Below are 25,289 nucleotides of genomic sequence, written 5' to 3' on the forward strand. Positions count from 1 at the left end.
GGAGAGGGGGTGGCACCGATGCCACGGGAAAAGGGGCGCAAGGTGGTCGCCTCCAACAAGAAGGCGCGCCACGACTACGCCATCTTCGACACGTACGAGGCGGGCATGGCGCTGACCGGCACCGAGGTCAAGTCGCTTCGGGCCGGGCGTGCGTCACTTGTCGACGCGTTCGCGCAGGAACGTGACGGCGAGTTGTTCCTGCACGCGATGCACATCCCGGAGTACACCCAGGGCACCTGGACCAACCATGAGCCCCGGCGTACCCGCAAGCTGCTGCTCAACCGGGGCGAGATCGACAAGCTCCTCGGCAGGACCCGCGAGGGCGGTTTCACCATCGTCCCGTTGCAGGTCTACTTCTCGGACGGCTGGGCCAAGGTCGAGATCGCCCTGGCCAAGGGCAAGAAGTCGTACGACAAGCGTCAGGACCTCGCCAAGCGGGACGCGGACCGGGAGATCGCCCGGGTGTCCGGTCGACGCGGCAAGGGCATGGACGACTAGCTCATCCTGTTTGTCCGGGTCGGCGTGCCGGCCCGGGGCTCGGGATGAAAGCTGTTGCGGCAGGCGTTAGTCTTGTCAGTGCCGCCACATCGGCGGCCTGTCGAGGGGGTGACTGGTTTCGACTTCGTACGCAGCGACAGGGGAAGCGAGCCGAGGAAGCCGACGTCGTCTCGAGAATCGGTCGTCGGAAACTTATAAGCGCCAAGCAAAATCGCGCTGACTTCGCTCTCGCCGCCTGAGGCGAGTAGCTAAGTCTGTCGGCCTGGGAACGCCTTCGTCCCAGTAGCCGGCATCAGCTAGGAGGCTGGCCAATCGGACCCGGTCGCGGGGTCCGTGCGGCGAGATTAATCAGCGACTGGGCCCGTCACACCAACTTGCTCGCGTGAGCGGTGGGGCCGAGTAGAGGCACAGCGAGCTGCGCTCGGAGAAGCCCTGACAAACCGGCGAAGGACCCGGGTTCGATTCCCGGCACCTCCACCACCTCGAACGAAGCGCCCCGGCCCACCGGCCGGGGCGCTTCGTTGTGTCGAAAGGGTCTTACGCTCAGCACCAGTCGACCGACTGAGGCGGTCGTACGTCGCAGGCGGCCCGTGCGGTGGTGAGGGCGCACCAGCGGGGCTGGTGGGGTCGGTGGGTTCACAGGGGCAGAAGAGACGGCTCAGGGCTCTGGACAGGGCGTGCCGGGCAGCCTCACCATCGCGGTACGGGGTAGCAGCGCCGCCGCGCGGGAGGTGCCATGGTCACCGGTCCGGTCCAGCAGCCGTCACTCGTCACCCGACCGCGCGTCGCGCATCCGGCGGGGCTTCCCGCCGATCCCCAATCCATCGGTCTACCCGGTGAGCCGCGCCCGGCCGGCCTCGCCGGTGACGTGCACGCCCTCGGCCGGGCCGTCGCCGTCGCCAGCACCGAGCCGCGTTGGCGCGACGACGTTCTCCTTCGGCTGCGTCCGGTGCGCCAGGGCTTCGCCGAGCACGTCCGGGTCACCGAGGGCCCCACCGGCCTCTACCGGGAGTTGCTCACCCAGTCGCCGCGACTGGTCCACGGCGTGCGGCTGCTGACCCGGGAACACGTGGCTATCGTCGCCGCGATCCTGGCGGTCCAGCAGATCGCCGAGCGGCCCGAGGCGCACCCCGATGAGCTGCGACACCGGGCCGGGCATCTGCTGCGGAGGTTGGCCCGGCATCGGCGGCGCGGCGCCGACCTGCTCTGGGAGGCGTACCAGACGGACCTGGGTGGCGAGACCTGAGCCCAGGTCGGGAACCGGTCGGTCGGCGGAGGCGTCGAACCGTACATGAATCGGCCTGCCCTGCTGCTCGTGCTCCCGTTGCTGCTCGTGGCGGGATGTGCCGCGACCGACGCCGGTCCGGCCGGCGGCCCGCGCAGCCCGACGCGCGGCGCGGAGGCGTTCGACCAGCGGGCCGCTCAGGTCGCCGAGGCGTGGCGGCCCGGCCCCGACTGGCGCACTGGCTACGTGCCGTTGGAGGGGCCGACAGTGCTCACCGCTGACCCGGGCTTCACCCCCGAGACCGAGGCGGCCTTCCGGGCCGGGTGGTACCGCGAGCAGGTCGGCATACCCCCCACCCGGGTCGGCGGCGAGATCCAGTTCCCGGACGGACGGCTGACGCTGCCGTTGGTCAGCGCCGCCGAGGCGTACCGGCAGCTCGACCAGGGTGACCCACTGCCCTGCCCGGGGCGGCCGAAGCAGCCCGGCCGGCCCACCCCCGGCGGCCCCACCGTCGAACCTGGGCCCGACGGGTGGACCACGAGCAGCACGCAGACCGCGTGTCTCCCGCTCACCGTCACCGGTGTCACGTTCGGCGCCGTGCCGGTGCGCACGAGTCGGGGCGTGGCGCAGGTCCCGGCCTGGCTGTTCACCATCAAGGAGTTGGCCACCCCGGTGGTCCGGCTCGCCGTCGCGCCGACGGCGGTCACTCCCGTCCCCGAGCCCACCGCGCCGGCCCGGCCGCTGCCGGACGGGTTGGTGGCGGCCCAGGACCTGGCCGCCGTTGACGGCGCCCGGCTGACCGTGCGGCTCGGCGTCGGCGCGTGCGACACCGGGATCACGCCGCTGGTGTGGGAACGGCCGGACGTCGTGGTGGTCGGTGGCGGCGTCACCCGGGCCACCGGCGAATGCATCGCCCTGCTGAAACTGGCGCCGGTCACCGTCACCCTCGCGGCGCCGCTGGGCAGCCGGCCGGTGCTGGACGTCTTCACCGGCGCCCCGCTGTCGACAGCACCGCGCTGACCCGGCTCAGAGGAGGCTGGGCACGTCGGTGCTGATCGGCACCGGCAACACGGTGGGCCGGTCGGCGCGCAGCCCGGTGGCGAGCGCCGCGCCGAGCTGATCGGGGGTCTCCACCACCTGCGTGGCACAGCCGTAACCGGCCGCGATCGCGACGACGTCCAACCCCGGCAGGTCCAGGCCGGGCACCCCGGGGGTGTGCTTCAGCTCGGCGAACGCCTTGAGGATCGCGTACTGCTGGTTGACCGGGACGACGACCACCACCGGCAGCGCCAGGCGCGCGGCCGTCCAGAGCGCCTGCACCGAGTAGTGGAAGGAGCCGTCGCCGATCACCGCCACCACCGGGCGACCGCGCCCGCTGTCCCGCTCGGCCAGTGCGATGCCGACCGCCGCCGGCAGACCGTAGCCGAGGCCGCCGCTGGCCATCGTGAAGTACGACGCCGGGCGGCTGATCCGCAGCTGACGACGCAGCGCGGACAGATTGGATGGTGACTCCTGCACCAGCACGCCGTCGGTCGGCCAGTGTGCGGCCAGGGCGGCGAACATGGCGTCCGCGCTCAGTGGGGTGCCGACCTCCGGCAGTGGCAGTGCGTCCCGCCGCGTGGGTGCCGGCCGGTCGCTCGGCGGCACCCGTTCGACGAGCGCGGTCAGGGCCAGCCCCGGGTCGCTGAGCAGGCTGTCACCGACCGGGGCTCGCGCGGCCTCGTCGGGGTCGTCAGTGATATGCAGCAGTCGGGCGCCGTCGGGCAGGTGCCCGCCCGGCACGTACGGGTAGTAGCGGAACACCGGGGCGCCGACGACCAGCACCGTGTCGTGTCCGCTCAGCGCCTCGGCGAGCGGACCGATCGCGTACGGCAGCACGCCGCGGAAGTGCGGGTGGTCCTCGGGGAACACCGCCCGCTCGGTGGCGGGAGCCGACCAGACCGGCGCGGCGAGTCGCTCCGCCAGCGCGACGGCGGTCGCCCAGCTCGCGGAGCGGTCCACCCCCGGCCCGTACACGAGCACCGGGTTGCGGCTGCCGGCCAGCACCCGGACGAACTCCTCCAACCGCTGCGGGTCCGGCGCGAACCGGGTGGCCACCGTTCGCGGCGCGGGCGGCGGGTCGGCTGGCTGGGCCCAGTCGTCCATCGGCAGGGAGAGGAAGACCGGCCCGGCCGGTGGCTGCACCGCCGTCGCGTACGCCCGCAGCATCGCCGCGGGGATGTCCTGCGGCCGGGCCGGCTCGTAGGCCCACTTCACGTAGGGCTGCGGAAGCTCGGTCGGTCGGCGGCTGGCCAGCCGGGGTTCCAGGAGCAGCATCTCCCGGGTCTGCTGGCCGGCGGTGACGATCAGCGGAGTCTTGTTGTGCCAGGCGGTGACCAGGTTGCCCATGCCGTTGCCGGTGCCCGGGGCGGTGTGCAGGTTGACGTGCGCTGGCACTCCGCTGGCCTGGGCGTAGCCGTCGGCCATCGCGACGGCCGTCGCCTCGTGCAGCGCGTGGACGTAGTGGAAGTCGGTGGGGAAGTCCTGGAGGAACGGCTCCTCGGTGGAGCCGGGGTTGCCGAAGACGGTGGTCATACCGAGGGTGCGGAGCACGTCGTACGTCGCGTCCCGGACAGTTGCCATCGCCACCCGCCTCCGTGTCGCGGGCAGGGGCAACCGCGGTCGCCCTCCCGATCAGCCGAATCTATCGGGATGTGACGGACCTTTCGGGCGTTTCTCTGCCGCCGGTGGTCCCGATCGGTCGATCACCGCAAGGTCCGCCGTCGGGTGCCCCGGCCCTTCGTCTTAACTGTCCGATCACCCGCCGGTCAGACCTTAGCCAGCACCCAGCACGCAGGCTATGGTGCCAGGCATGGCGTTGACAGGGCGGCTGAACCCGATGCGGCAGGCGGATCCGGTCGATGACCGGCCTTCGGCGCGGGCTCACGGTTGACGGGTGTGTGGCATGCAGGGAGAGGGCCAGGCGATCGGCGGACGAGCGATGGAGTTGATGACCGGGCGGCTGCTGGTCGCGACTCCGGCGCTCAAGGACCCGAACTTCGACCGCACGGTGGTGCTGCTGGTCGCCCACGAGCCGGGCGGCGCGCTCGGCGTGGTGCTGAACCGGGCCACCGAGGTGCCGGTGGCCGAGGTGCTCGGTGACTGGAGCGACCTGGCCCGCCACCCGGCGGTGCTCTTCGAGGGTGGCCCGGTGCAGCCCGACTCGGCCATCTGCCTGGCCCGGATGCGGCACCCGATGCGCCGGGTGAAGGGCTTCCACCAGGTTTCCGGGGCGGTCGGCACCATCGACCTCTCGGTCGACCCGGAGCGGCTGCGGGAAAGCATCGGTGGCATCCGGGTCTTCGCCGGCTACTCCGGCTGGGGCAGCGGCCAGTTGGAGCAGGAGATCGCCGACGGGTCCTGGTTCGTGCTGGACGGGCTGCCCGGGGACGCCTTCGTCGACCGGCCCGACGACCTGTGGCCGATGGTGCTGCGGCGGCAGGGCGGGATGATGGCCGCCGTCGCGCACTTCCCACCGGACGTGGCGCTCAACTGACCCGGCTCGGCGGGGGACCCCGCGAGATGACCATGCCTGCCGGTCTGTGTATAGTTTCCCAGTGCCCGGGCGACCGGGACGACAGCAAGGGGCCGTGGCGCAGCTGGTAGCGCACCACACTGGCAGTGTGGGGGTCAGGGGTTCGAGTCCCCTCGGCTCCACCCTTGAGAAACGCCCTGGTCGGGATAATCCGACCAGGGCGTTTCACTGTTCTCAAGACAAGATCACGCCGGGCTGGATCAGCCCTGACGGCTCTTCCACTGCGGGTTGGCGCGGTTCACCACGACCACCCGGCCGCGACGGCGGACCACCACCGAACCCGGCTTCTGCTTCAGTGCACGCAACGAGCTACGTACCTTCATCTCTGCCTCCTCGGTGCAAGCGGTTCCGAGTATCGAAACGCCGCACCCACCCGCCAGATTCCCGGCCGGCCGGCGTCGAACCTTTGCCGTCTCCGGGCCGTACCTCTGGGCGGAGGTCATCCTCATGCCCGTACGCCGGCTCCTCGCCACGGTGCTGGTCGCTGCCGCGACAGTGCCAGTGGCCGCCACACCCGCAGCCGCCCACGGTGCGCCGACCGACCCGATCAGTCGCGCGGCGGCCTGCGGCCCCGAGGGCCGGTACGCGGCCACCAGCGCCTGCCGGGCGGCGATCGAGGCCGGCGCGGCCGTCCGCGAATGGGACAACATACGCGTTTCCACGATCAACGGGCGAGATCGGGAACGGATCCCGGACGGTGAGCTGTGCAGCGGCGGACTGTCCGCGTACCGGGGACTGGACCTGCCCCGCACCGACTGGCCCAGTACCACGCTGACCACCGGCGCGACATTCACCTTCCGGTACCGGACCACCATCGAGCACCGGGGCACCTTCCGGCTCTACGTCACCACGCCCGACTACGACCCCCGCAAGAGGCTGACCTGGGCGGATCTGGAGTCACGCCCGTTTCTGACGCTGACCGACCCGCCGGTGCGGGCCGGGGCGTACCAGTTGGCGGGTCGGTTGCCGGCGGGCCGCAGCGGCCGACACCTGATCTACACGATCTGGCAGAACTCCAACACCCCGGACACCTACTACTCCTGCTCGGACGTGGTGTTCCGGGGTGCCAGGGCCACCGCCACCCCGGCGAAGGCCGCCGCGACGAAGAGCACGGCGGCTGCCCCGCGTACCGCCGCGAGTGGACCGGCCACCACGGGGCCGGCGGTGGCGGCGGCGGCCGACCCGGGCGTGCCGGTGGCGTCGGTGACCAACCTCGGCGACCGGTGGCCGGTGCTGGCCGGTGCCGCCGCCGTGCTGCTCCTGGCGCTGCTGATCGGTGCCGGACGGCGCCGCCGCAGCGCCGCCGCACCGGTGGGCCGGCAGTGCGAGGTACGCAACCACCGGGCCGGGCGGCGCCGGATCTGGTGACCCGACCCGCCCGGGGTCCGACGGCGCTCAGCCCAGGTGGCGCTCGATCTCGGCCAACTCGTCGGCAGTGAAGTCGAGATTGTCCAGCGCGGCGATGTTCGTCTCCAACTGCTCGACGCTGCTCGCCCCGATGATCAGGCTGGTCATCCGCGGGTCACGCAGCGCCCAGGCCAGCGCGAGCTGAGCGAGGGACTGACCGCGCCGCTCGGCGACCGCGCCGAGCCCACGAATCGTGGCCATCTTCTCCTCGCTGAGGTCGCTCTCGTTGAGGAAGACGCTGGTGCGAACCCGCGAGTCGGCCGGGATGCCACCCAGGTAACGGTCGGTCAGCAGGCCCTGGGCCAGCGGGCTGTACGCGATGCAGCCGGCGCCGACCTGCTCCAGCGTGTCGAGCAGCCCGTCGGACTCGGTCCAGCGGTTGAGCATCGAGTACGACGGCTGGTTGATCAGCAGCGGCGTACCCAGCTCGCGCAGGATCGCGGCGGCTCGCGTGGTCTGCTGCGAGTTGTAGTTCGAGATGCCGACGTAGAGCGCCTTGCCGGAGCGGACGATGGCGTCGAGCGCCCCCATCGTCTCCTCAAGGGGGGTGTCCGGGTCGAACCGGTGCGAGTAGAAGATGTCGACGTAGTCCAGCCCCATCCGGCCCAGCGACTGGTCCAGCGACGAGATCAGGTTCTTGCGCGAGCCCCACTCGCCGTACGGGCCGGGCCACATCAGGTACCCGGCCTTGCTGGAGATGACCACCTCGTCGCGGTACGGCTTCAGGTCGGTGGCGAGCATCCGGCCGAAGTTCTCCTCCGCCGAACCGGGCGGCGGGCCGTAGTTGTTGGCCAGGTCGAAGTGGGTGACACCCAGGTCGAAGGCGCGGCGCACGATGTCGCGCTGCCGTTCGAACGGGCGGTCCGGCCCGAAGTTGTGCCACAGCCCGAGCGAGACGGCGGGCAGCCGCAGGCCACTGCGTCCGCTGCGCCGGTAGGTCATGGTGTCGTAGCGGTCATCCGCGGCGAGGTAAGTCACGATCATGAGCCTAGTGCCGGCCCACCGTGACGCGGATCGGGCGTGGAAACCGGGACATCGGGGTAGTTTCGACGCCATGCGTTTCATTGCGCTCGACACCCCCAAACCGTTGTCCAAGATCGGCTTGGGCACCTGGCAGTTCGGCTCCCGGGAGTGGGGGTATGGCCCGGACTTCGAGCGGCAGGCGGCACAGATCGTCCGGCGGGCCGTCGAGCTGGGCGTGACGGTCTTCGACAGCGCGGAGATCTACGGCTTCGGACGCAGCGAACGCATCCTCGGCGCGGCCCTCGGCGACGACCGGCCGAAGGTGGTGGTCGCCAGCAAGATCCTGCCGGTGCTGCCGGTGGCCGCAGTGGTGCAGCAGCGGGCGGTCGCCTCGGCGGCCCGGCTCGGCGTCACCAGCATCGACCTCTACCAGGTGCACCAGCCCAACCCGCTGGTCGCCGACCACACCACAATGCGCGGCATGCGGACCTTGCAGGACGTCGGGCTGGTCGGCGAGGTCGGCGTGAGCAACTACGGGCTGCGCCGCTGGCAGGTAGCCGAAGCGGCGCTCGGCCGGCGGGTGCTCAGCAACCAGGTCCGCTACAGCATGCTGGACCGCGCACCCGAGCAGGACCTGCTGCCGTACGCGCGGCAGGCCGGTCGGGTGGTCATCGCGTACAGCCCGTTGGCGCAGGGCTTCCTCTCCGGCCGCTACGACGCCAGGAACCCGCCGACCGGCGCGGTACGGCGCGCCAACCCGTACTTCCTGCCGGAGAACCTGGAGCGCGGCGCGGCCCTGATCGACACGGTGCGCCAGGTCGCCGACACCCACGACGCCACCCCCAGCCAGATCGCGTTGGCGTACCTGCTGCGCCACCCGAACGTGCTCGCCATCCCCGGCGCGTCCGGCGTCGAGCAGATGGAACGCAACGCGGCGGCAGCCGACATCGACCTCGCCGACGACGAGTACACGGCGCTGGCCGAGGCCGCGAAACGCTTCCGCCCGATCACCGGCCTCGCCGCCATGCCGGCGATGCTGCGTGCCCGGTTCGGCAACCCAACCGGAAAGTGAGCACAGTGGACGACATCACCGCGCTGATCCTGGACGACCACGCCGCCTTCCGGCGTGGCTTCGCCCGGCTCGACGACGCCCGCGACGAGCAGGAGATGCTCGCCATCTGGGACGCCCTCGCCCTGCACCTGGACATCCACGCCGAGGCGGAAGAGGCGATCCTCTACCCACACCTGGTCAAGCACGGCGACGACGGCGAGGACGAGACCGCCGACGCGATCGGCGACCACAACAAGATCCGCGACGCCATCGCCGAGGCGAAGCTGCACCCGGTCGGCTCGGACCAGTGGTGGGAGGCGGTCGGCACCGCCCGCCGGGAGAACAGCGAACACCTGGCCGAGGAGGAGGACGAGGCGCTGCCCGACTTCCGCCGGCACGCCAGCACCGAACTCCGCGCCGAGCTGGGCCAACGCTGGCTGACCTTCTACGGCGAGCACAAGAACGGTCGCAACCTTCCCTTCCGCGACAAGGACCCCCAGCGGTACGTCGCCGACCACCGCTGACATCTCCCCGGCACGGGGGAGTCGCCGGGACCCGGCCGGGCAGCAGAATGACGAGGTGACCCTCCGAGCGGCGCTGGCCCCGCTGGTCGCCGGCACCACCTGGCGACGCGGCGTGTTCCTGCTGCTCGGCGGTGTGCTGGCGCTGCCGTACGGGCTGCTCGCGGTGACCTTCGCCCAACTGCTCGCCGACTCGGCGATCCCGCGCCCACTGGTCTACGTCCTGCTGCTCATCGCCGTGCTGATCGCCGTCGTCCCGTTGCTGCTCGACGGCAGCCGGGTCTTGGAGATCGCCGCCGTGCGGGCCCTGCTCGGCGTCGACCTGCCCGAACCCGCGCCCGGGCACCACGGCGACCGGGAGACCCGGCTGCGCAGCGCGCTCTGGATCGCCACCCACCTCATCGTCGGCGCGCTGGTGGGGCTCGCGCTGTTCAGCGCCCTGCCGATGGCGCTGGCGTTCATCGCCCAGCAGTTCGGCATCGGCGAAGAGCTGACCAGCAGGGAACGATTCGGGCCGCTGGACGGGCAGGACAGCGGCTGGCTGACAGTGACCGGGGTGCTCATGCTGGTCGGCCTCGGCTACGCCGTCGCCGGGCTCGGCGCGCTCGCCGGATCCATGGCACCGGTGCTGCTCGGCCCGGCTCAGGCCGAGCGGATCGCCGCCCTCGAAGCACAAGCCGCCCGTCTCGCCGAACGCAACCGGCTGGCCCGGGAGCTGCACGACTCGGTCGGCCACGCGCTGACAGTGGCCACCCTCCAGGCCGGGGCGGCCCGCGAGGTCCTCGACACCGACCCCGAGTTCGTCCGGCGGGCACTCACCGCCATCGAGGACGTCGGGCGGACCGCCATGGACGACCTCGACCACGTGCTCGGGCTGCTCCGGGAGAACGGACGCGACAGACCCGTGGTGGCGCCGCAGCGTACCCTCGCCGACCTGGACCGGTTGGTCACCGACGCCCGCGCTGCCGGCCTGGCCGTGCACGCGCAACGCGTCGGCGACCCCACCCGGGTGCCCGCTGTGGTCTCCCGGGAGGGCTACCGGATCGTCCAGGAAGGACTGACAAACGCGGCCCGGCACGGCCACGGGCCGGTGACGGTACGCCTGGACCTGCACAGCGACGCACTGGAGCTGGAGCTTGTCAACGGGGTGCGCCGCCCCGACCGGGCCCAGCCGGGGCGGGGCGGTCGAGGCCTGGACGGCATGCGGGAACGGGTGCTGCTGCTCGGCGGCCGGCTCACAGTGGGCCCGGACGGCGACAGGTGGCTGATCCGAGCCCGCCTGCCCTACGAGGAGACGCTATGACCACCGGAGTGCTCATCGTCGACGACGACGAGCTGATCCGGGTGGGGCTGCGTGCCATTCTCGACGCACAGCCCGACCTGCACGTGCTCGCCGAGGCCGCCGACGGCGCCGAGGTGCCGCCGCTGGTCGCCCGGCACCGGCCCGACGTCGTGCTGATGGACGTGCGGATGCCCGGCATCGACGGCATCCAGGCCACCCGGCACCTGCTGGCCACCTCCGCCGACCCGCCCCGGGTGCTGGTGGTCACCACGTTCGCCAACGACGAGTACGTCTACGAGGCGCTACGCGCCGGCGCCTCGGGGTTCCTGCTCAAACGGGCCCGCCCCGCCGAGGTGGTGGAGGCGGTCCGGGTGGTCGCCGCCGGCGAGTCGCTGCTCTTCCCGGCCGCGATCCGCCAACTGGTCGGGGCGTACGGGCCGACGGGCGGCGACCGGTTGAGCGCCGCCCGGCTCACCGAACGGGAGGCCGAGGTGCTGCGGTTGATGACCACCGGCCGGTCCAACCCGGAGATCGCCGCGCACCTGGTGGTGGGGGTGGAGACGGTCAAGACGCACGTCGGCAACGTGCTGGCCAAGCTGGGCGTCCGCGACCGCACGCAGGCGGTCATCGCCGCCTACGAGTCCGGCTTCGTCACCCCGTCCGGCTGATCGGTCCCTCCACCGGGGGAGCGGGTTCACCGCCGGCCGGGAGGGAATCCGCCGGCTGTCCGTCGAGGCTGAGAGCATGACAACGATCACTGCCTCCCCACCCCGTACCGACTCCCGCTGGCCGGACCGGCTCGCCCCACTGGCCGCCGGTTGGCTCGGCCTGTGGGGCGTGCTCGCCCTGATCGGCACGCTCACCGGCGCCGGCTACCCGTTCGGCCCGAACGACAGCAACGGCGGCGACGTCAGCCTGCTGCGTCTGGTGCCGGCGGAGGTGGCCACCCCGCTCTTCGCCGGCGTACTGCTCACCGCCGCGGTGGCCGCCCTGGCCATGAGCCGCCCGGCGGCACGCCCACCCGGCCCGCTGCGAGGGCTGCTCGCCGGATACGGCTGGGCGGTCGCGTTCGTGCTCGTCCTGGTCGTGCCGGATGTTCGGGTGCTGCTCATGCTCGGCTACCTGCCGATACTGATCGTCGGAGCGCCGTTCGGCTGGCCGCCGGTCGACTACTCCGACCTCTTCAACTGGGCGCTGTTCGCTCGGTTCGCGGCGCTGGCCGGCGGGCTGCTGCTGGCCGGGGCGGTGCTCGCCTGGCAGCGCCGTACCGCCGGGGCCTGCGTCGGCTGCGGCCGCGCCGACACCGGCCAGCTGTGGACCACCCCGGCCGCCGCCACCCGCTGGGGCCGGTGGGCAGTGGGCATCGCTGCGGTCATCCCGTTCACGTACGCGTTGACCCGGTTCGCCTGGGCGGCCGGCATTCCGCTCGGCATCTCCCGCGAGTTCCTGACCGAGATGCAGGACACCGGGCTGGTCTGGGCCGGGTTCGGGCTGGCCGCGTTCGCCACCGTCGGCGCGATCCTCACCCTCGGCCTGGTGCAGCGCTGGGGCGAAAGGTTCCCGCGCTGGATGATCGGCCTCGCCGGCCGGCGGGTGCCGGTGAAGCTGGCCGTGGTGCCGGCCACCCTGGTCGCCATCTCCGTGACCGCGGCCTCGCTGGGGCTGCTCAGCAACCCCGAGTTCTGGCGGCTGACCGGCGGGTTGAGCCTCACCGGGGCGCCGATGCTGCTCTGGCCGGTGTGGGGCGTGGCGCTCGGCGCGGCCACCTACGCGTACCACCTGCGCCGCCGCGGCACCTGCCAGCTGTGCGACCGGGGCTGAGGGTGGCAGCGGGGGGTGCCCCTGATGCCCGGGGCGCCCCGGCGAATGTGAGCTAGCGTGGGTCGGGTGACTGCGCCTACCCCGGTAATCCCGGTTCCACCGGCCGACCTGCCCGGCACGCTCGGCGCGCTACGGGCGGCCGGTCACCAGTACCGCACCGTCAAGCAGGAACTCCGCGACAACCTCCTCGCCCGGATGCGCTCCGGCGAGACCCGTTTCCCCGGCATCGTCGGCTACGACGACACAGTGCTGCCCGAGGTCGAGCGGGCCCTGCTCGCCGGGCACGACATGGTGCTGCTCGGCGAGCGCGGCCAGGGCAAGACCCGGCTGATCCGCTCACTGGGCGCGTTGCTCGACGAGTGGACCCCCGTTCTGCCCGGCTCGGTGCTCAACGAGCACCCGATGCACCCGCTCACCCCGGCGTCGGTCGCCCAGGTCGCCGACGCCGGCGACGAGCTGCCGATCGGCTGGCTGCACCGCTCGATGCGGTACGGCGAGAAGTTGGCCACCCCGGACACCAGCGTCGGTGACCTGATCGGTGACGTCGACCCGATCCGCATCGCCCAGGGTCGGACCCTCGGCGACCCGGAGACCATCCACTTCGGGTTGGTGCCGCGCACCAACCGGGGCATCTTCGCCGTGAACGAGCTGCCCGACCTGGCCGAGCGCATCCAGGTGGCGCTGCTCAACGTGCTGGAGGAGCGGGACATCCAGGTTCGCGGCTACCAGCTGCGCCTGCCACTGGATCTGCTCCTGGTGGCCAGCGCCAACCCGGAGGACTACACCAACCGGGGCCGGATCATCACCCCCCTCAAGGACCGGTTCGGCGCGGAGATCCGCACCCACTACCCGGTCGACCTGGAGTTGGAGCTGGCGCTGATCCGCCAGGAGGCCGACCTGGTCGCCGAGGTGCCGGAGCACGTGCTGGAGGTGCTGGCCCGCTTCGCCCGCGCCGTGCGGGAGTCGCCATCGGTGGACCCGCGCTCCGGCGTCTCCGCCCGATTCGCCATCGCCGCCGCCGAGACGGTCGCCGGTGCCGCGCTGCGCCGCGCCGGTCTGCTCGCCGCCTCCGGCACCCCGGACGGACGCCCCGAGGCCGCCGTTGCCCGCGTCGGCGACGCGGTGTCGGTGACCAGCACGTTGCGCGGCAAGGTCGAGTTTGAGAGCGGCGAGGAGGGCCGGGAGACGGAGATCCTCGCGCACCTGCTGCGGACCGCGACCGCCGAGACGTTCCGGGCCCACCTGGCCGGGCTGGACCTGTCCGGGTTCACCGCCCTGGTCGAGGACGGTGCCGCGATCGAGACCGGCGAGTTGGTCAGCGCCGCCGAGTTGCTGCGCCAGGTCGGCACCGTACCCGGGTTGGCGAAGGTCCTGGACCGGCTCGACCTGGGCGACGCGCCAACCTCGGAAGAGGCTGCCGCCGCCGTCGAGTTCGTGCTGGAAGGGCTGCACCTGACCCGCCGGCTCGGCAAGGACGTCACCGACTCGGGGCGCACCGTCTACGGCGGCCGGGGCTGACAGTGGCCGGCAACCGGTTCCGTTACGGGCAGTGGAACGGCGGGCCCGACCCGCTCGCACCCCCGTACGACGTGCGCGAGGCGGTGGACGCGGTCGGTGCCGAGGTGCTGGCCGGCGGCAGCCTGCGGGAGGCGCTGCGTGACCTGCTGCGCCGTGGCCCGCAGGGAACGGGTGGCCTGGACGACCTGGCCGCCCGGGCTCGGCGGCTGCGCCGGGAGGCGCTGCGCAGGGGCGACCTGGACGGCGCGGTGACCCGCGCCCAGGCCCTGCTCGACCAGGCCCTCGCCGCCGAGCGGGACGAGCTGCGGGGTCGCGACGACGACGCCGCGCGGTTCGCCGAGGCGGTGCTCGACAATCTGCCGCGCTCGACGGCGCGGGCGGTGGAGGAGCTGTCCGGCTACCAGTGGGCCAGCGACGACGCCCGCCGCTCGTACCAGCAGATCCTCGACCAACTCCGCGACGACGTGCTCGGTCAGCGCTTCGCCGGGCTGCGCGACGCGGTGCGCGCCTCCGCCGATCCGGCCGCCCAGCAGCGGCTCGCCGAGATGATGGGCGACCTGAACGACCTGCTCGCCCGGCACGGTCGCGCGGAGGACACCACCGACGCGTTCGCCGAGTTCATGCGCCGACACGGCGACTTCTTTCCGGAGAAGCCGGCGAACGTCGACGAGTTGATCGATGTGCTGGCCCGCCGGGCGGCGGCCGGTGAGCGGCTGATGAACTCGCTCTCCGAGCGGCAGCGCGCCGAGCTGGCCGGCCTCATGCAGCAGTCGCTCGGCGACCGCCTCGCCGGGGAGTTGTCCGCGCTCGACGCGAACCTGCGGGCGCTGCGACCCGATCTGCGCTGGGGGCGGGGCGAGCGGGTCCGCGGCGACCAACCCTTGGACTACGCCGACGCGGCTGGCGCGCTGGGTGAGATCGGCGACCTGGACGACCTGCTGGACCAGCTCGACCAGGAACACCCGGGGGCGACCCTCGACGACGTGGACGTCGACGCGGTGGCGCGCACGCTGGGCCGGGACGCGGCCGACGACGTTCGCCGGCTGCGCGACCTGGAGCGGGAGCTGCGCCGCCAGGGTTGGGTGAGCCGCGACGCCGAAGGGCTCACGCTGAGCCCGAAGGCGCTGCGCCGGCTCGGCGGGACCGCGCTGCGGCAGGTCTTCGCGGAGCTGACAGCCGGGCCGCGCGGCCAGCACGACCTGCGCTCGGCCGGCGCGGCGGGCGAGGTCAGCGGCGCGTCCAGGCCCTGGCAGTACGGCGACGAGCAACCGTTGGACGTGGTCCGCACGTTGACCCGGGCGGTCAGTCGGGCGGGGCCGACGGTCCCGGTGCAGCTCGCTGTGGACGACTTCGAGGTGGTGGAGACCGAGAGACGGGCCTCGGCCGCTGTGGTGCTCTGCGTCGATTTGTCGTACTCGATGATTTCTCAGGGTCGTTGGGGGCCGATGAAGCAGACGGCGCTGGCGCTGGCACACCTGATGGAGACGCGCTTCCCGCAGGACGCCCTCCAGATCGTGGGCTTCGGCCGGGAGGCGATGACGCTCACCCAGCAGGAGTTGGCGGCCGTGGAGCCGGACATGGAGCAGGGCACCAACCTCCAGCACGCGCTGCGGTTGGCGGGCCGGCACCTGCGCCGGCACCCGGACGCCGAGCCGATCGTGCTGGTGGTCACCGACGGCGAGCCGACCGCGCACCTGGACCCGGACGACGGGGAGGCGCTGTTCCACTGGCCGCCGCTGCCGGAGACGATCGAGGCGACGGTCCGCGAGGTGGACCGGTTGAGCCGCTACGGCGCCACGCTCAACCTGTTCATGCTCGGCGACGACCCGGGCCTGCGACGCTTCGTCGACGCGGTGGCCCGCCGCAGCCGCGGCCGCATGTTCACCCCGGACACCGACGACCTGGGCGAGTACGTGGTCAGCGACTACCTCCGCTCCCGCCAATCCCGCCGCTAACTCCCGCCGCGGCGGGTTGACTGGGGGGATGGAGAGCGGGGGATTGCGGCGGGCTTACGGCGCCCTGTTCGCGGAGGTCGACGCTGGCGGGTTCGGTCCGGCTCCGGAGGGGCAGCTCAGTGCCGAGCAGATCGTCGCGCATCTGGTCGCCAACGACGAGCTGATGATCCAGGCCACCGAGGCGTTGCTGGCCGGGTCGCCGTTCGCCTACTACGAGTTGGCAGAGGACATGCACCGCCCGCAGCTCGACGCGCTCGCCGCCGAGCAGGGTGGTCTGCGTGGCCTGACCGCGCTGCTGCACGGCACCAGCGACCGGCTGTGCGGGCTGGTCGACCAGCTCGGCCTGGCAGCGGAGACGCCGGTCGAGACGCACCTGCGCGAGGGCTTCGACCTCATCGTCGACGAGCCGCTGCCCTGGTCCCGCACCCTGGATCTGCACACCCGGGTGCACCTGCCGAAGCACCAGTCCCAACTGCACCTGCTCCGGTCCTGAGCGGCCAGAGACACTCGGCCCGAACGGCCCCGAGAAGCCGTCGGCCGGCCGGCGTGGCGGCGAGTGTCGGGGGTCTTGCCATATTGAGCGTGATGTCTGTGAGTCATCGTGATGACTCACAGACATCACGCTCGTTGCCCCACCCGACCTCACCCCAAGCTCTCCGTCGGGTGCGGGGGTGGGTCAGGGTTTGGCTAGGGCTGGGCGGGGGTGGAAGGTGCGGCGGTAGGTGGACGGGGCCACGCCGATTCGTTGGTGGAGTTGCTGGCGTAGGGCGGCGGTGGTGCCGAACCCGCAGCGGTGGGCGATCTGGTCGACGGTGAGCTCGGTCGTCTCCAGCAGCAGTCTCGCGTGGTCGGTGCGCTGTTGCAGCAGCCACTGGGCCGGGCTCAGGCCGGTCTCCGACCGGAAGCGTCGGGTGAAGGTGCGCACGCTCATCCGCGCCTGCTCGGCCAGGTCGCGCAGCGCGATCGGCTCGTGCAGTCGCTGCCGTGCCCACTCCCGGGCGCCCGCCGTGCTGGTGTCGGTCGCCTTCGGCACCGGCTGCTCGATGTACTGCGCCTGACCGCCGTCGCGCCACGGTGGCATCACGCAGCGGCGCGCCGCCCGGTTGGCCACCTCGCTGCCGTGGTCGAGGCGGATGACGTGCAGGCAGAGGTCGATGCCGGCGGCGACTCCGGCCGAGGTGAGCACCCGGTCGTCGGCGATGAAGAGCACGCCCGGGTCGAGGTCCACCCGGGGGTGCAGGTGGCGGAACCGCTCGGCGTACGCCCAGTGGGTGGTCGCCCGCCGCCCGTCGAGGAGCCCGGCGGCGGCGAGCACGAACGCCCCGGTGCAGATCGACATGACCCGGGCACCCCGCTCGTACGCCGCGCGCAGCGCCCCGGTCACCTCCGGCTCGACGACGCCCGAGGTCAACGCGGTGCCGTCGTGGATGCCGGGGACGATCACCGTGTCGGCGGTGTCGAGCAGCTCCAGACCGTGGTCGGGGACCACCTGGAAGCCGGCGGTGCTGCGCACCGGCTGCCCGCCCGGGGTGCACACCCGGACGTCGTAGAAGGGTGTCCCGTCGGCGGCCCGCGCGGTGCTGAAGACCTGGGACGGGGTGCCGAGGTCCAGGCCAACCACCTGGTGCAGAGCGAGTACGGCGATCCGGTGCGGGCGAGCGCTCATGGCCCGATTATTGCGCATGATGGCTTTCCGGCCACTCGTCGAGGTGGGTGGACCGGCCCAGACTTGTTCCGTGACAAAGAACCGCCGTCTGCATCCCGCCTGGCTGGTCGCCGCCGTCGCCTTCGTGGCGCTGGTCGGCGCGGCCGGCTTCCGCGCCACCCCGTCGGTGCTGCTGCACCCACTGCACGAGGAGTTCGACTGGCCTCTGGCCACGATCTCCGCGGCCGTCTCGGTCAACCTGCTCCTCTACGGCCTCACCGCGCCGTTCGCGGCCGCCCTGATGGACCGGTTCGGCATCCGCCGGGTGGTCTCGGTGGCGTTGCTGCTGGTCGCCGCGGGCAGCGGGTTGACGATCTTCATGACGGCCAGCTGGCAGCTCCTGCTCTGCTGGGGTGTGCTGGTGGGGCTGGGCACCGGCTCGATGGCGCTGGCGTTCGTGGCCACCATCACCGGCCGTTGGTTCGTCCACCGGCGGGGCCTGGTCACCGGAGTGCTGACCGCCGGCGGGGCGGCCGGGCAACTGGTGTTCCTGCCACTGATCGCCATCCTGGTCCGCGACCACGGCTGGCGTACCGCCGCGCTCGTGGTGGCCGCGGCGGCGCTGGCGGTCGTACCCCTGGTGGTGTGGCTGCTGCGCGAGCACCCGGCGGATCTCGGCCTGCCCGCCTACGGGGCGACGGCTGTCGTCGCGGCGCCGCCGGCGACCGGCGGAGCGGCGGCCCGGGCGCTCGGAGCGCTGGCCACCGCGGCTCGGACCCGACCGTTCTGGCTGCTGGCCGGAGGGTTCGCGATCTGCGGGGCGACCACCAACGGCCTGGTCGGTACGCACTTCGTGCCGGCCGCGCACGACCACGGCATGGCCCAGACCACCGCGGCCGGGTTGCTCGCCCTGGTGGGGCTCTTCGACATCGTCGGCACCATCGCCTCCGGCTGGCTCACCGACCGGGTGGACAGCCGCCTGCTGCTCGGCATGTACTACGCGCTGCGCGGGTTGTCCCTGCTGGTGCTGCCGAGCCTGTTCTCCGGCACCGCCGAGCCGAGCATGCTGGTGTTCATCGTCTTCTACGGTCTGGACTGGGTGGCCACCGTGCCGCCGACGGTGGCGCTGTGCCGGGAGTACTTCGGTGGCGCCGGAGCGGTGGTGTTCGGCTGGGTGTTCGCCGCGCACCAACTCGGTGCCGCGGTCGCCGCGACCGGCGCGGGGCTGGTGCGGGACCGGCTGGGCGACTACGCGATGGCCTGGTATGTGGCGGGCGCGCTGTCGATCGGCGCCGCCGGGCTGTCGTTGCTGCTGCGCCGCCGCCCGGGGCGGCCGGTGCCGGAGGCCGTGCTGGTCGCCGCGACCGCGCCCAGGGCGTGGAGCTTCCGGGGCTGAACCGCGACGCGTCGGCCGGTCAGCCCACTGTCCACTGCTGGGCCGGCCGGCCGTCGCACTGTCGCTGCCGGATGTCCTCGCCGGCCTCGACGGCGTCGTCGTCGGCCTGGGCGCACTTGTTGCTGTGGGCGGCGACGAGCAGCACCGCACTGGTGCCGGTCCCGCCGAACCGCCACTGCTGGTTGGCCTCGCCGTGGCAGGGGAACTGCTGCAACCGCGCGCCGTCCTCCCCACTGCCGCCCTCGACGTCGAGGCACTGCCCGTACGCGGCGTTCGTCAACGTCAGCACGCCCGCGCCGGCCGGGCTGACCACCCACTGCTGCTCCGGGGCGCCGTTGCACACGGCCAACTCGGCCTCGGCCTTCTCGCCGTCACCGTCGAGCCCCAGGCAGAGGCCCGAGGCGGCGCGTAACACCCGGGGCCCGGTGGGCGGGGCGGCCGGCGTGCTGGCCGCCGGGGTCGGTGACGGCTCGGTCGGCGCGGTGGGGCTCGGCTCGCCGACCGGCACGCTGGGCTGCGCCGCGCTGGACGGGGTACCGACCGACGCCGGCACCGCCGGCTCGTCGTCACCGTCGAGCAGCCCGGTGGCGAAGACGACCCCCAGGAGTACGCCGACGACCCCGACGGCCACCGCGACCCGCAGCAACGGATCAGCCAGCGGGCCGGAGCGCGGTGCCCGGTGACCGCCGTAGACGGTGCCGGCGGGGTCGGGGCGTTCCTCGGGCGCGGACATACGGGCCATCCTCACCCACCGCCGTCGGCCGCGGCCAGTCGGCGCCGTCAGTCGACGACCCGGACGTCCTTCCAGAACGCCACCCGGTCACGCACCATCTCGGCGTCCGGTTTGGGCTCCGGGTAATACCAGACCGCGTCCTTGCTGGTGCTGCCCTCGTGTTCGAGGGAGTAGTAGGAGGCGGTGCCCTTCCACGGGCAGACGGTGTGCGTGGCGGACTCGCGGATCAGGTCGTCGCGCAGGGCGGAGCGGGGAAAGTAGTGGTTGCCCTCCACCAGCACGGTGTCGTCGCTCTCGGCGACGACCAGGTCGTTCCACACGGCTCTTGGCATGTCCCAACAGTAGGCCGCGCCGCCGCCCCGGCCGCGCTCAGCGGGTGGGCTGCGGGTCGGTGACGTCGGCCACTGTGGCGTCGAGGGCGGCGATCGCGGCGTCGGCGTCTACAGCGATGGCGAGACCACGCTCGCCGGCGCCCAGGGTGATCTCCCGGCCGCGTAGTCGCTCGTCGGCGACCACCGGCCAGGCCGTGCTCGCGCCGAACGGGGTGATGGTGCCGCGTTCGTAGCCGGTGGCGGCCAGGGCGCCCGCCGCGTCCGGCATGGAGAGCCGGTGCACCCCGAGCAGGGCGCGCAGCTTGGGCCAGGAGATGACCCGGTCGCCGGGGGTCAGCACGAACAGGTGATCGTTCCCACCGCGCCGGACCACTATCGTCTTGACCACGTCGGGGACGGCCACGCCCCGGGCGGCGGCGGCCTCCGCGAGACTGCCGACCGCACCGTGGCTGACCAGCCGATACGGCAGTTCGGCGGCGTCCAGTGCGGTGATCGCTGGCGATGGCATGCCCGCCACGGTAGCCGTCTGGCCTGCCACCGGACGGGAAACTGCCACCGCCGACATCCCACGGTTTCGAAACGGCGAGCGTAAGGTGATCACATGCGCGCTGAGCGTGTGGATCAACCGATTGACCATGATCAAGCGGTGGACACGCTGCGGCGGTCGTACGCCGCGGTGCCCACAGGCGAGCCTGTCCGGCTGGCCAAACGCACCTCCAACCTGTTCCGCCCCCGGTCCGCTCCCCGGACTCCGGGGCTCGACGTGAGTGGCCTGAACGGCGTGCTGTCGGTCGACCCGGCCGGCCGTACCGCTGACGTGCAGGGCATGTGCACCTACGAGGACCTGGTCGACGCGACGCTGCCGCACGGCCTGATGCCGCTGGTGGTGCCGCAGTTGCGCACCATCACGCTGGGCGGCGCGGTGACCGGCCTCGGGATCGAGTCGACCTCGTTCCGCAACGGCCTGCCGCACGAGTCGGTCCAGGAGCTGGACGTGCTCACCGGCTCCGGCGAGATCATCACCGCCCGACCCGACGGCGAGCACGCCGACCTGTTCACCGCGTTCCCCAACTCGCTGGGCAGCCTCGGTTACGCCACCCGGCTGCGCATCGAGCTGCAACCGGTCGGCCGGTACGTGGCGTTGCGCAACGTCCGGTTCACCGAACTGGAGGCGCTGACCGACGCGATCGCCGAGGTGAGCGCCACCCGGTCCTGGGCCGGCGAACCGGTGGACGCGATGGACGGGGTGATGTTCAGCCCCGGCGAGGCGTACCTGGTCCTCGCCACGTTCACCGACGCGGCCGACCCGCCCAGCGACTACACCGGTCAGGCGATCTACTACCGGTCGTTGCGCCGGCGCACCCGCGACGTGCTCACCGCGTACGACTATCTGTGGCGCTGGGACACCGACTGGTTCTGGTGCTCGTCGGCGTTCGGCGCGCAGCACCCGGTCGTGCGCAGGCTCTGGCCGGCGCGTTACCGGCGCAGCGACTTCTACCACCGACTGGTCCGGCTGGAGCACCGCCATCAGGTGGCGGCCCGGATCGACCGGCTGCGCGGGCAGCCGGCCCGGGAGCGGGTCGTGCAGGACGTGGAGATCCCGCTGGACCGTACTGCCGACTTCCTGCGCTGGTTCGCAGGCAGTGTGGGAATGAACCCGGTGTGGCTGTGCCCGTTGCGACTGCGTGAGCCGGCGGGGCCCGGTTCGGCGCGGTCCTGGCCGCTGTATCCGCTGCGGCCGGGGCAGGACTACGTCAACATCGGTTTCTGGGGGAGCGTGTCGATCGCGCCGGGCGCCGCCGACGGCGACGTCAACCGCACGATCGAACGCAGGGTGTCGGAGTCGGGCGGGCACAAGTCGCTCTACTCCGACGCGTACTACGACCGGGACGCCTTTGATCGCCTCTACGGGGGCGACACGTGGCGCGCGGTGAAAGACCGCTACGACCCGGACCACCGGCTGACGGGACTGTACGAAAAGGCGGTAGCACGAGCATGAGCCTGACCGACAGAGATCAGGGGGCGGCGAGCGCCGCCGCCACCCCGCCGGCGGGGGGCCGGCACACGGGTCCGACCGTCGCGGATGTCATCCGCGCGGTCACCACGGGGCCGTTGCCGGTGCGGATCACCGGGTACGACGGCAGCGCCGTCGGCCCGTCCGACGCCGGCATCACCCTGGCGATCCATTCCGAGCGGGGTTTGTCCTACCTGCTCACCGCACCCGGCGACCTGGGCATGGCCCGGGCGTACGTCAGTGGTGATCTGGCGTTGCAGGGCGTGCACCCGGGCGACCCGTACGAGGCGTTGACGGTGCTCAAGGACGAGCTGCGGCTGCGCTCGCCGTCGCTGGCCGAGGGGCTGGCGCTGGTCCGAGGGTTGGGTTGGGAGCGGCTGATGCCGCCGCCGGCACCACCGCAGGAGGCGCTTCCGCGCTGGAAGCGGGTGATGAACGGGCTGGTCCACTCGCGGGTGCGGGACAGCACAGCCATCTCGCATCACTACGACGTCTCCAACGCCTTCTACGAGAAGGTGCTCGGCCCGTCGATGACGTACACCTGCGCGGTTTTCCGGTCTCCGAACGACACGCTGGAGCAGGCCCAGGCGGCGAAGTACGACCTGGTCGCCGGCAAGCTGGCGCTGAAGAAGGGGATGCGTCTGCTGGATGTCGGGTGCGGCTGGGGTGGCATGGTGCGCCACGCCGCCCGCGAGTACGGCGTCAAGGCCCTCGGGGTGACCCTGTCGAAGGCGCAGGCGCAGTGGGCGCAGGCCGCGATCGAGCGGGAGGGGCTGACCGAGCTGGCGGAGGTGCGATACCTCGACTACCGGGACGCGCCGGCCGAGCAGTTCGACGCCATCTCCTCGATCGGGTTGACCGAGCACATCGGGGTGCGCAACTACCCGGCCTACTTCGGGGCGTTGCGCAGCCGTCTGCGGCAGGGCGGGCGACTGCTCAACCACTGCATCACCCGCGCCGACAACCGCGCGCCGCACCGCTCGGGCGCGTTCATCGACCGGTACGTCTTTCCGGACGGTGAGCTGGCCGGTCCGGGCCGGCTGATCAGTGAGGTGCACGACGCCGGGTTCGAGGTGCATCACGAGGAGAACCTGCGCCAGCACTACGCGCTGACGCTGGCCGCCTGGTGCCGCAACCTGGTCGAGCACTGGGACTTCTGCGTCTCGGAGGTGGGCGCGGGCACCGCCCGGGTGTGGGGGCTCTACATGGCCGGGTCGCGGATGGCGTTCGAACGCAACGGCATCCAGCTGCACCAGGTGTTGGCCACCCACAACGGCCCGAACGGCGTGAGCGGCTACCCGCTGCGACCGGACTGGTTGCCCTGATCACCCGCTGAGCGCTGCCTGAAGCCGCGCCGAAAAAGTCGGCGCGGCTTCTCGCGAAGCGATTGACAAAGAAGTTTTGTACGTACAAACTGATTTTGCCATGAGAGATGTCCTGTACCTGGAGCAGATCGAGCAGGCCGAAGTCCTGCTCAAGCCGCAGCGCGTCGAGGTGCTGCGGCAACTGGCCGAGCCGCGCACCTGCACCGAGGTCGCGGCCCGACTCGACCAGACGCCGCAGCGCGTCTACTACCACGTCAAGCAGCTCGTCGCGGCCGGCCTCGTCGAGCTGGTCAACGAACGCAAGGTCCGCGGCATCACCGAAGGCATCTACCAGGCCGCCGCCCGGTCCTACTGGCTCTCCCCGCGGCTCGTCGGCCGGATCGGCCTGCGCCGGGCCCGCGACGAGCTGAGCCTGGGCTACCTGCTCGACCTGATGGAGGAGGTCCAGGCCGACATCGCCGGCCTGGACCGGGCGGCACCCGAGCTGCCCTCGATCGGGGTCTCCGGCGAGATCCGGGTGCCGGCCGAGCAGCGCCAGCAGTTCCTGCACGACCTGCAAACCGCACTTCAGGAGTTGTTCACCCGCTACGGCGGCAGCGAAGGAGATGCCTTCAAGCTGGCCGTCGCCTGCTATCCGAAAGGGAACGACAATGAGTGAGCCGATGAAGGTCCAGGCCCGTCTCTCGGCGCCCGTCGGGCGCGTCCGCCAGGCCCTGACCGACCCGGGCGAGCTGCGTCTCTGGCTGGCCGAGCACGCCGAGGTCGAGCTGCCCCAGCGGTACGAGTTCTGGGGCCGCTACACGCCCGAGGGCGACGCCCCGCACCAGCGGCTGCTGCACGCCGACGACGACACGCTGCGCTTCGGCTGGCTGCTCGACGGGGTGGAGACCACCACCGAGTTTCAGTTGACCGCCGAGGGCACCGACAGCACCGTGCTGACGCTGATCCAGAGCCACTTCGACTTCGCCGAGGCGATGAGCGGCTCCACCATCCGGGGCGTGCTCCAGACCTACTGGGCGCTGTCCATCGCCAACCTGGCCGCCCACGTGGAGGGCAAGCCACTGCTGCCCCGCACCGACTTCACCTCCGCCGACCTGCGCGGTGAGCTGGTCATCGCCGCCCCCGCCGACAAGGTGTGGGAGTCGCTGACCGACTCCGAGCAGGCCACCGCCTGGTTCGGCTACCCGATCGGCATCGAGCCCTGGGTCGGCGGCCGGTACGCCATGGGCGGCTTCGAGACCGGCTACGCGGCCAAGGTGGTCGACCTGGAGCCCGGCCGGCGCATGTCCGTGGACTGGGGACCGACCGGCGTGACGAACTGGGAGCTGGCCGAGTCCGGTGGCCGGACCACGCTGACCTTCGTGCAGAGCGGCTTCGACGAGGCCAACCCCCCGTACGGGGCCTGGAGCGGGTCGGTTGCCGGGCTGTTCGAGCTGCGCCGCTTCCACGAGGTGCCGAACTGGCAGCCGATCTGGATCTCCGAGGAGATCCCCGGCCTGGAGCCCGCGCCGGCCAGCTGAGCGTTTCGTCTTGACCGTCTCGCCTTGATCGTGCTCGATCAGGGAGGTAGTGGCCTCGTTCCACGAAGAGGCCACTACCTCCTGGGTCGAGCACGATCTTGTGTGTGCGGGCGTGGGGTCCGGGGGATCCGATGGCGGGATCTGGTGACTTTTCGCTGTTGGGTGGGTACTGGCTGGCGATGTTCTTCATCTTTGGTCTGCGTACCAAGGTCGCCCGGTCCGGTGTCGTGCAGCAGGTCTGCCGCCACTGCGGCAACCAGGCCGCGCAGGTGATCACCCGCCGCTCGACGAAATTCACACTCTTCTTCATCCCCCTCATTCCGATCCGCACCCGGTACGCGCAGCAGTGCACGTTCTGCGGGGCGGAGTATGAGATCTCCAGGTCCGATGCCGAGCGCCTTCCGGTCGGCTGATCCGACGATGGAACGCTTCCTCTGCTGGCTGATCGGCCGACAAACGTCCTCGGCCGACGTGGCAGTGCACACCGTTGCCCGCCCGCCCTGCACCCC

The 25,289-nt window shown here is 72.0% G+C and carries 26 protein-coding genes, 1 tRNA gene and 1 other RNA gene; 21 read left to right on the forward strand and 7 right to left on the reverse strand.

Annotated features, from left to right (window positions below; translation table 11 throughout):
• Positions 1-18 precede the first annotated feature (18 nt).
• From smpB to ABZS40_RS03325, 4 genes are all read left to right on the forward strand, one after another.
• Entirely contained in the window at positions 19-498 is a 480-nt protein-coding gene (smpB, locus tag ABZS40_RS03310) for an SsrA-binding protein SmpB (RefSeq protein WP_124854050.1), read from the forward strand.
• A gap of 104 nt (positions 499-602) precedes the next feature.
• Positions 603-978: a transfer-messenger RNA gene (gene ssrA / locus ABZS40_RS03315) on the forward strand.
• A 256-nt stretch (positions 979-1,234) separates the two neighbouring features.
• The gene (locus ABZS40_RS03320) at positions 1,235-1,744 is read left to right on the forward strand and encodes a hypothetical protein (RefSeq protein ID WP_354941398.1); all 510 of its coding nucleotides are present in this window, start codon (positions 1,235-1,237) and stop codon (positions 1,742-1,744) included.
• Positions 1,745-1,789: 45 nt separating this feature from the next.
• Positions 1,790-2,743, forward strand: a complete 954-nt coding sequence (locus ABZS40_RS03325) for a hypothetical protein (RefSeq protein ID WP_354941400.1) — start codon at positions 1,790-1,792, stop codon at positions 2,741-2,743.
• Positions 2,744-2,749: 6 nt separating this feature from the next.
• Here the strand turns inward: ABZS40_RS03325 and mdlC are convergent, their stop codons facing one another.
• A complete protein-coding gene (gene mdlC / locus ABZS40_RS03330) occupies positions 2,750-4,345 on the reverse strand; it encodes a benzoylformate decarboxylase (RefSeq protein ID WP_354941402.1) in 1,596 nt (531 codons plus the stop codon).
• A gap of 322 nt (positions 4,346-4,667) precedes the next feature.
• Between mdlC and ABZS40_RS03335 the strand changes: the two genes are divergently transcribed.
• Together ABZS40_RS03335 and ABZS40_RS03340 are read left to right on the forward strand one after the other, a co-directional pair.
• Entirely contained in the window at positions 4,668-5,258 is a 591-nt protein-coding gene (locus tag ABZS40_RS03335) for a YqgE/AlgH family protein (protein ID WP_354941404.1), read from the forward strand.
• A gap of 88 nt (positions 5,259-5,346) precedes the next feature.
• A tRNA-Ala gene (locus ABZS40_RS03340) sits at positions 5,347-5,419 on the forward strand.
• 78 nt (positions 5,420-5,497) lie between these two features.
• On the opposite strand, the gene ABZS40_RS03345 is transcribed toward ABZS40_RS03340, so the two are convergent.
• Positions 5,498-5,620: a 50S ribosomal protein L36 gene (locus ABZS40_RS03345; protein ID WP_030490864.1), complete on the reverse strand. Its 123-nt coding sequence runs from the start codon at positions 5,618-5,620 to the stop codon at positions 5,498-5,500.
• 124 nt (positions 5,621-5,744) lie between these two features.
• Here ABZS40_RS03345 and ABZS40_RS03350 point away from each other — a divergent pair, with 124 nt between their 5' ends.
• Positions 5,745-6,665: a lytic polysaccharide monooxygenase gene (locus ABZS40_RS03350; protein ID WP_354941406.1), complete on the forward strand. Its 921-nt coding sequence runs from the start codon at positions 5,745-5,747 to the stop codon at positions 6,663-6,665.
• 27 nt (positions 6,666-6,692) lie between these two features.
• On the opposite strand, the gene mgrA is transcribed toward ABZS40_RS03350, so the two are convergent.
• On the reverse strand, positions 6,693-7,688 hold the full coding sequence (mgrA, locus tag ABZS40_RS03355; RefSeq protein ID WP_354941408.1) for an L-glyceraldehyde 3-phosphate reductase: 996 nt from the start codon (positions 7,686-7,688) through the stop codon (positions 6,693-6,695).
• Between the two features lie 70 nt (positions 7,689-7,758).
• On the opposite strand from mgrA, the gene ABZS40_RS03360 reads away from it, so the two are divergent.
• The 8 genes from ABZS40_RS03360 (at position 7,759) to ABZS40_RS03395 (ending at position 16,308) form a co-directional block, all read left to right on the forward strand.
• Positions 7,759-8,739: an aldo/keto reductase gene (locus ABZS40_RS03360; protein WP_354941410.1), complete on the forward strand. Its 981-nt coding sequence runs from the start codon at positions 7,759-7,761 to the stop codon at positions 8,737-8,739.
• A complete protein-coding gene (locus ABZS40_RS03365; RefSeq protein WP_354941412.1) occupies positions 8,736-9,242 on the forward strand; it encodes a hemerythrin domain-containing protein in 507 nt (168 codons plus the stop codon). The genes ABZS40_RS03360 and ABZS40_RS03365 overlap by 4 nt, the downstream gene beginning before the upstream one ends.
• 55 nt (positions 9,243-9,297) lie before the next feature.
• Entirely contained in the window at positions 9,298-10,542 is a 1,245-nt protein-coding gene (locus tag ABZS40_RS03370; protein ID WP_354941414.1) for a histidine kinase, read from the forward strand.
• Positions 10,539-11,189: a response regulator transcription factor gene (locus ABZS40_RS03375; protein ID WP_354941416.1), complete on the forward strand. Its 651-nt coding sequence runs from the start codon at positions 10,539-10,541 to the stop codon at positions 11,187-11,189. Before ABZS40_RS03370 ends, ABZS40_RS03375 begins: the two co-directional genes overlap by 4 nt.
• A gap of 76 nt (positions 11,190-11,265) precedes the next feature.
• Positions 11,266-12,342, forward strand: a complete 1,077-nt coding sequence (locus ABZS40_RS03380; RefSeq protein WP_354941418.1) for a hypothetical protein — start codon at positions 11,266-11,268, stop codon at positions 12,340-12,342.
• A 57-nt stretch (positions 12,343-12,399) separates the two neighbouring features.
• Positions 12,400-13,860 (forward strand): sigma 54-interacting transcriptional regulator, encoded by a 1,461-nt coding sequence (locus tag ABZS40_RS03385; protein ID WP_354941420.1) that lies wholly within the window; start codon positions 12,400-12,402, stop codon positions 13,858-13,860.
• Positions 13,861-13,862: 2 nt separating this feature from the next.
• Positions 13,863-15,815 carry a VWA domain-containing protein gene (locus tag ABZS40_RS03390; RefSeq protein WP_354941422.1) on the forward strand — a complete coding sequence of 651 codons (1,953 nt, stop codon included), beginning with the start codon at positions 13,863-13,865 and terminating at the stop codon, positions 15,813-15,815.
• Between the two features lie 28 nt (positions 15,816-15,843).
• On the forward strand, positions 15,844-16,308 hold the full coding sequence (locus ABZS40_RS03395) for a hypothetical protein (protein WP_112678956.1): 465 nt from the start codon (positions 15,844-15,846) through the stop codon (positions 16,306-16,308).
• 183 nt (positions 16,309-16,491) lie between these two features.
• Here ABZS40_RS03395 and ABZS40_RS03400 read toward each other — a convergent pair whose 3' ends face one another.
• Positions 16,492-17,499: a helix-turn-helix domain-containing protein gene (locus ABZS40_RS03400; RefSeq protein WP_354941425.1), complete on the reverse strand. Its 1,008-nt coding sequence runs from the start codon at positions 17,497-17,499 to the stop codon at positions 16,492-16,494.
• A gap of 52 nt (positions 17,500-17,551) precedes the next feature.
• On the opposite strand from ABZS40_RS03400, the gene ABZS40_RS03405 reads away from it, so the two are divergent.
• A complete protein-coding gene (locus ABZS40_RS03405) occupies positions 17,552-18,856 on the forward strand; it encodes an MFS transporter (protein ID WP_354941427.1) in 1,305 nt (434 codons plus the stop codon).
• A 19-nt stretch (positions 18,857-18,875) separates the two neighbouring features.
• On the opposite strand, the gene ABZS40_RS03410 is transcribed toward ABZS40_RS03405, so the two are convergent.
• Genes ABZS40_RS03410 through ABZS40_RS03420 form a run of 3 tightly spaced genes read right to left on the reverse strand, consistent with a single transcriptional unit; the run spans position 18,876 to position 20,429 of the window.
• Entirely contained in the window at positions 18,876-19,589 is a 714-nt protein-coding gene (locus ABZS40_RS03410; RefSeq protein ID WP_354941429.1) for an RICIN domain-containing protein, read from the reverse strand.
• 47 nt (positions 19,590-19,636) lie between these two features.
• Complete coding sequence (locus ABZS40_RS03415) at positions 19,637-19,921, reverse strand: DUF427 domain-containing protein (RefSeq protein ID WP_354941431.1); 285 nt, start codon at positions 19,919-19,921, stop codon at positions 19,637-19,639.
• A gap of 37 nt (positions 19,922-19,958) precedes the next feature.
• Entirely contained in the window at positions 19,959-20,429 is a 471-nt protein-coding gene (locus tag ABZS40_RS03420) for a YbaK/EbsC family protein (protein WP_354941433.1), read from the reverse strand.
• Between the two features lie 93 nt (positions 20,430-20,522).
• On the opposite strand from ABZS40_RS03420, the gene ABZS40_RS03425 reads away from it, so the two are divergent.
• The 5 genes from ABZS40_RS03425 to ABZS40_RS03445 all read left to right on the forward strand — a co-directional run bounded on the left by ABZS40_RS03425 (position 20,523) and on the right by ABZS40_RS03445 (position 25,193).
• Positions 20,523-21,920 carry an FAD-binding oxidoreductase gene (locus tag ABZS40_RS03425; protein ID WP_354941435.1) on the forward strand — a complete coding sequence of 466 codons (1,398 nt, stop codon included), beginning with the start codon at positions 20,523-20,525 and terminating at the stop codon, positions 21,918-21,920.
• The gene (locus ABZS40_RS03430; RefSeq protein ID WP_354941437.1) at positions 21,917-23,260 is read left to right on the forward strand and encodes a class I SAM-dependent methyltransferase; all 1,344 of its coding nucleotides are present in this window, start codon (positions 21,917-21,919) and stop codon (positions 23,258-23,260) included. The genes ABZS40_RS03425 and ABZS40_RS03430 overlap by 4 nt, the downstream gene beginning before the upstream one ends.
• Positions 23,261-23,360: 100 nt before the next feature.
• Positions 23,361-23,918, forward strand: coding sequence for a helix-turn-helix domain-containing protein (locus tag ABZS40_RS03435; RefSeq protein ID WP_124820022.1), 558 nt, complete (start codon positions 23,361-23,363; stop codon positions 23,916-23,918).
• A complete protein-coding gene (locus ABZS40_RS03440; RefSeq protein ID WP_354941439.1) occupies positions 23,911-24,780 on the forward strand; it encodes an SRPBCC family protein in 870 nt (289 codons plus the stop codon). The genes ABZS40_RS03435 and ABZS40_RS03440 overlap by 8 nt, the downstream gene beginning before the upstream one ends.
• Positions 24,781-24,911: 131 nt before the next feature.
• Complete coding sequence (locus ABZS40_RS03445; protein WP_354941441.1) at positions 24,912-25,193, forward strand: zinc-ribbon domain-containing protein; 282 nt, start codon at positions 24,912-24,914, stop codon at positions 25,191-25,193.
• The last annotated feature ends 96 nt before the right edge of the window (positions 25,194-25,289 follow it).

Origin of the sequence: Micromonospora sp. NPDC005324, from assembly GCF_040607155.1 — a bacterium.
Classification (GTDB): domain Bacteria; phylum Actinomycetota; class Actinomycetes; order Mycobacteriales; family Micromonosporaceae; genus Micromonospora; species Micromonospora trifolii.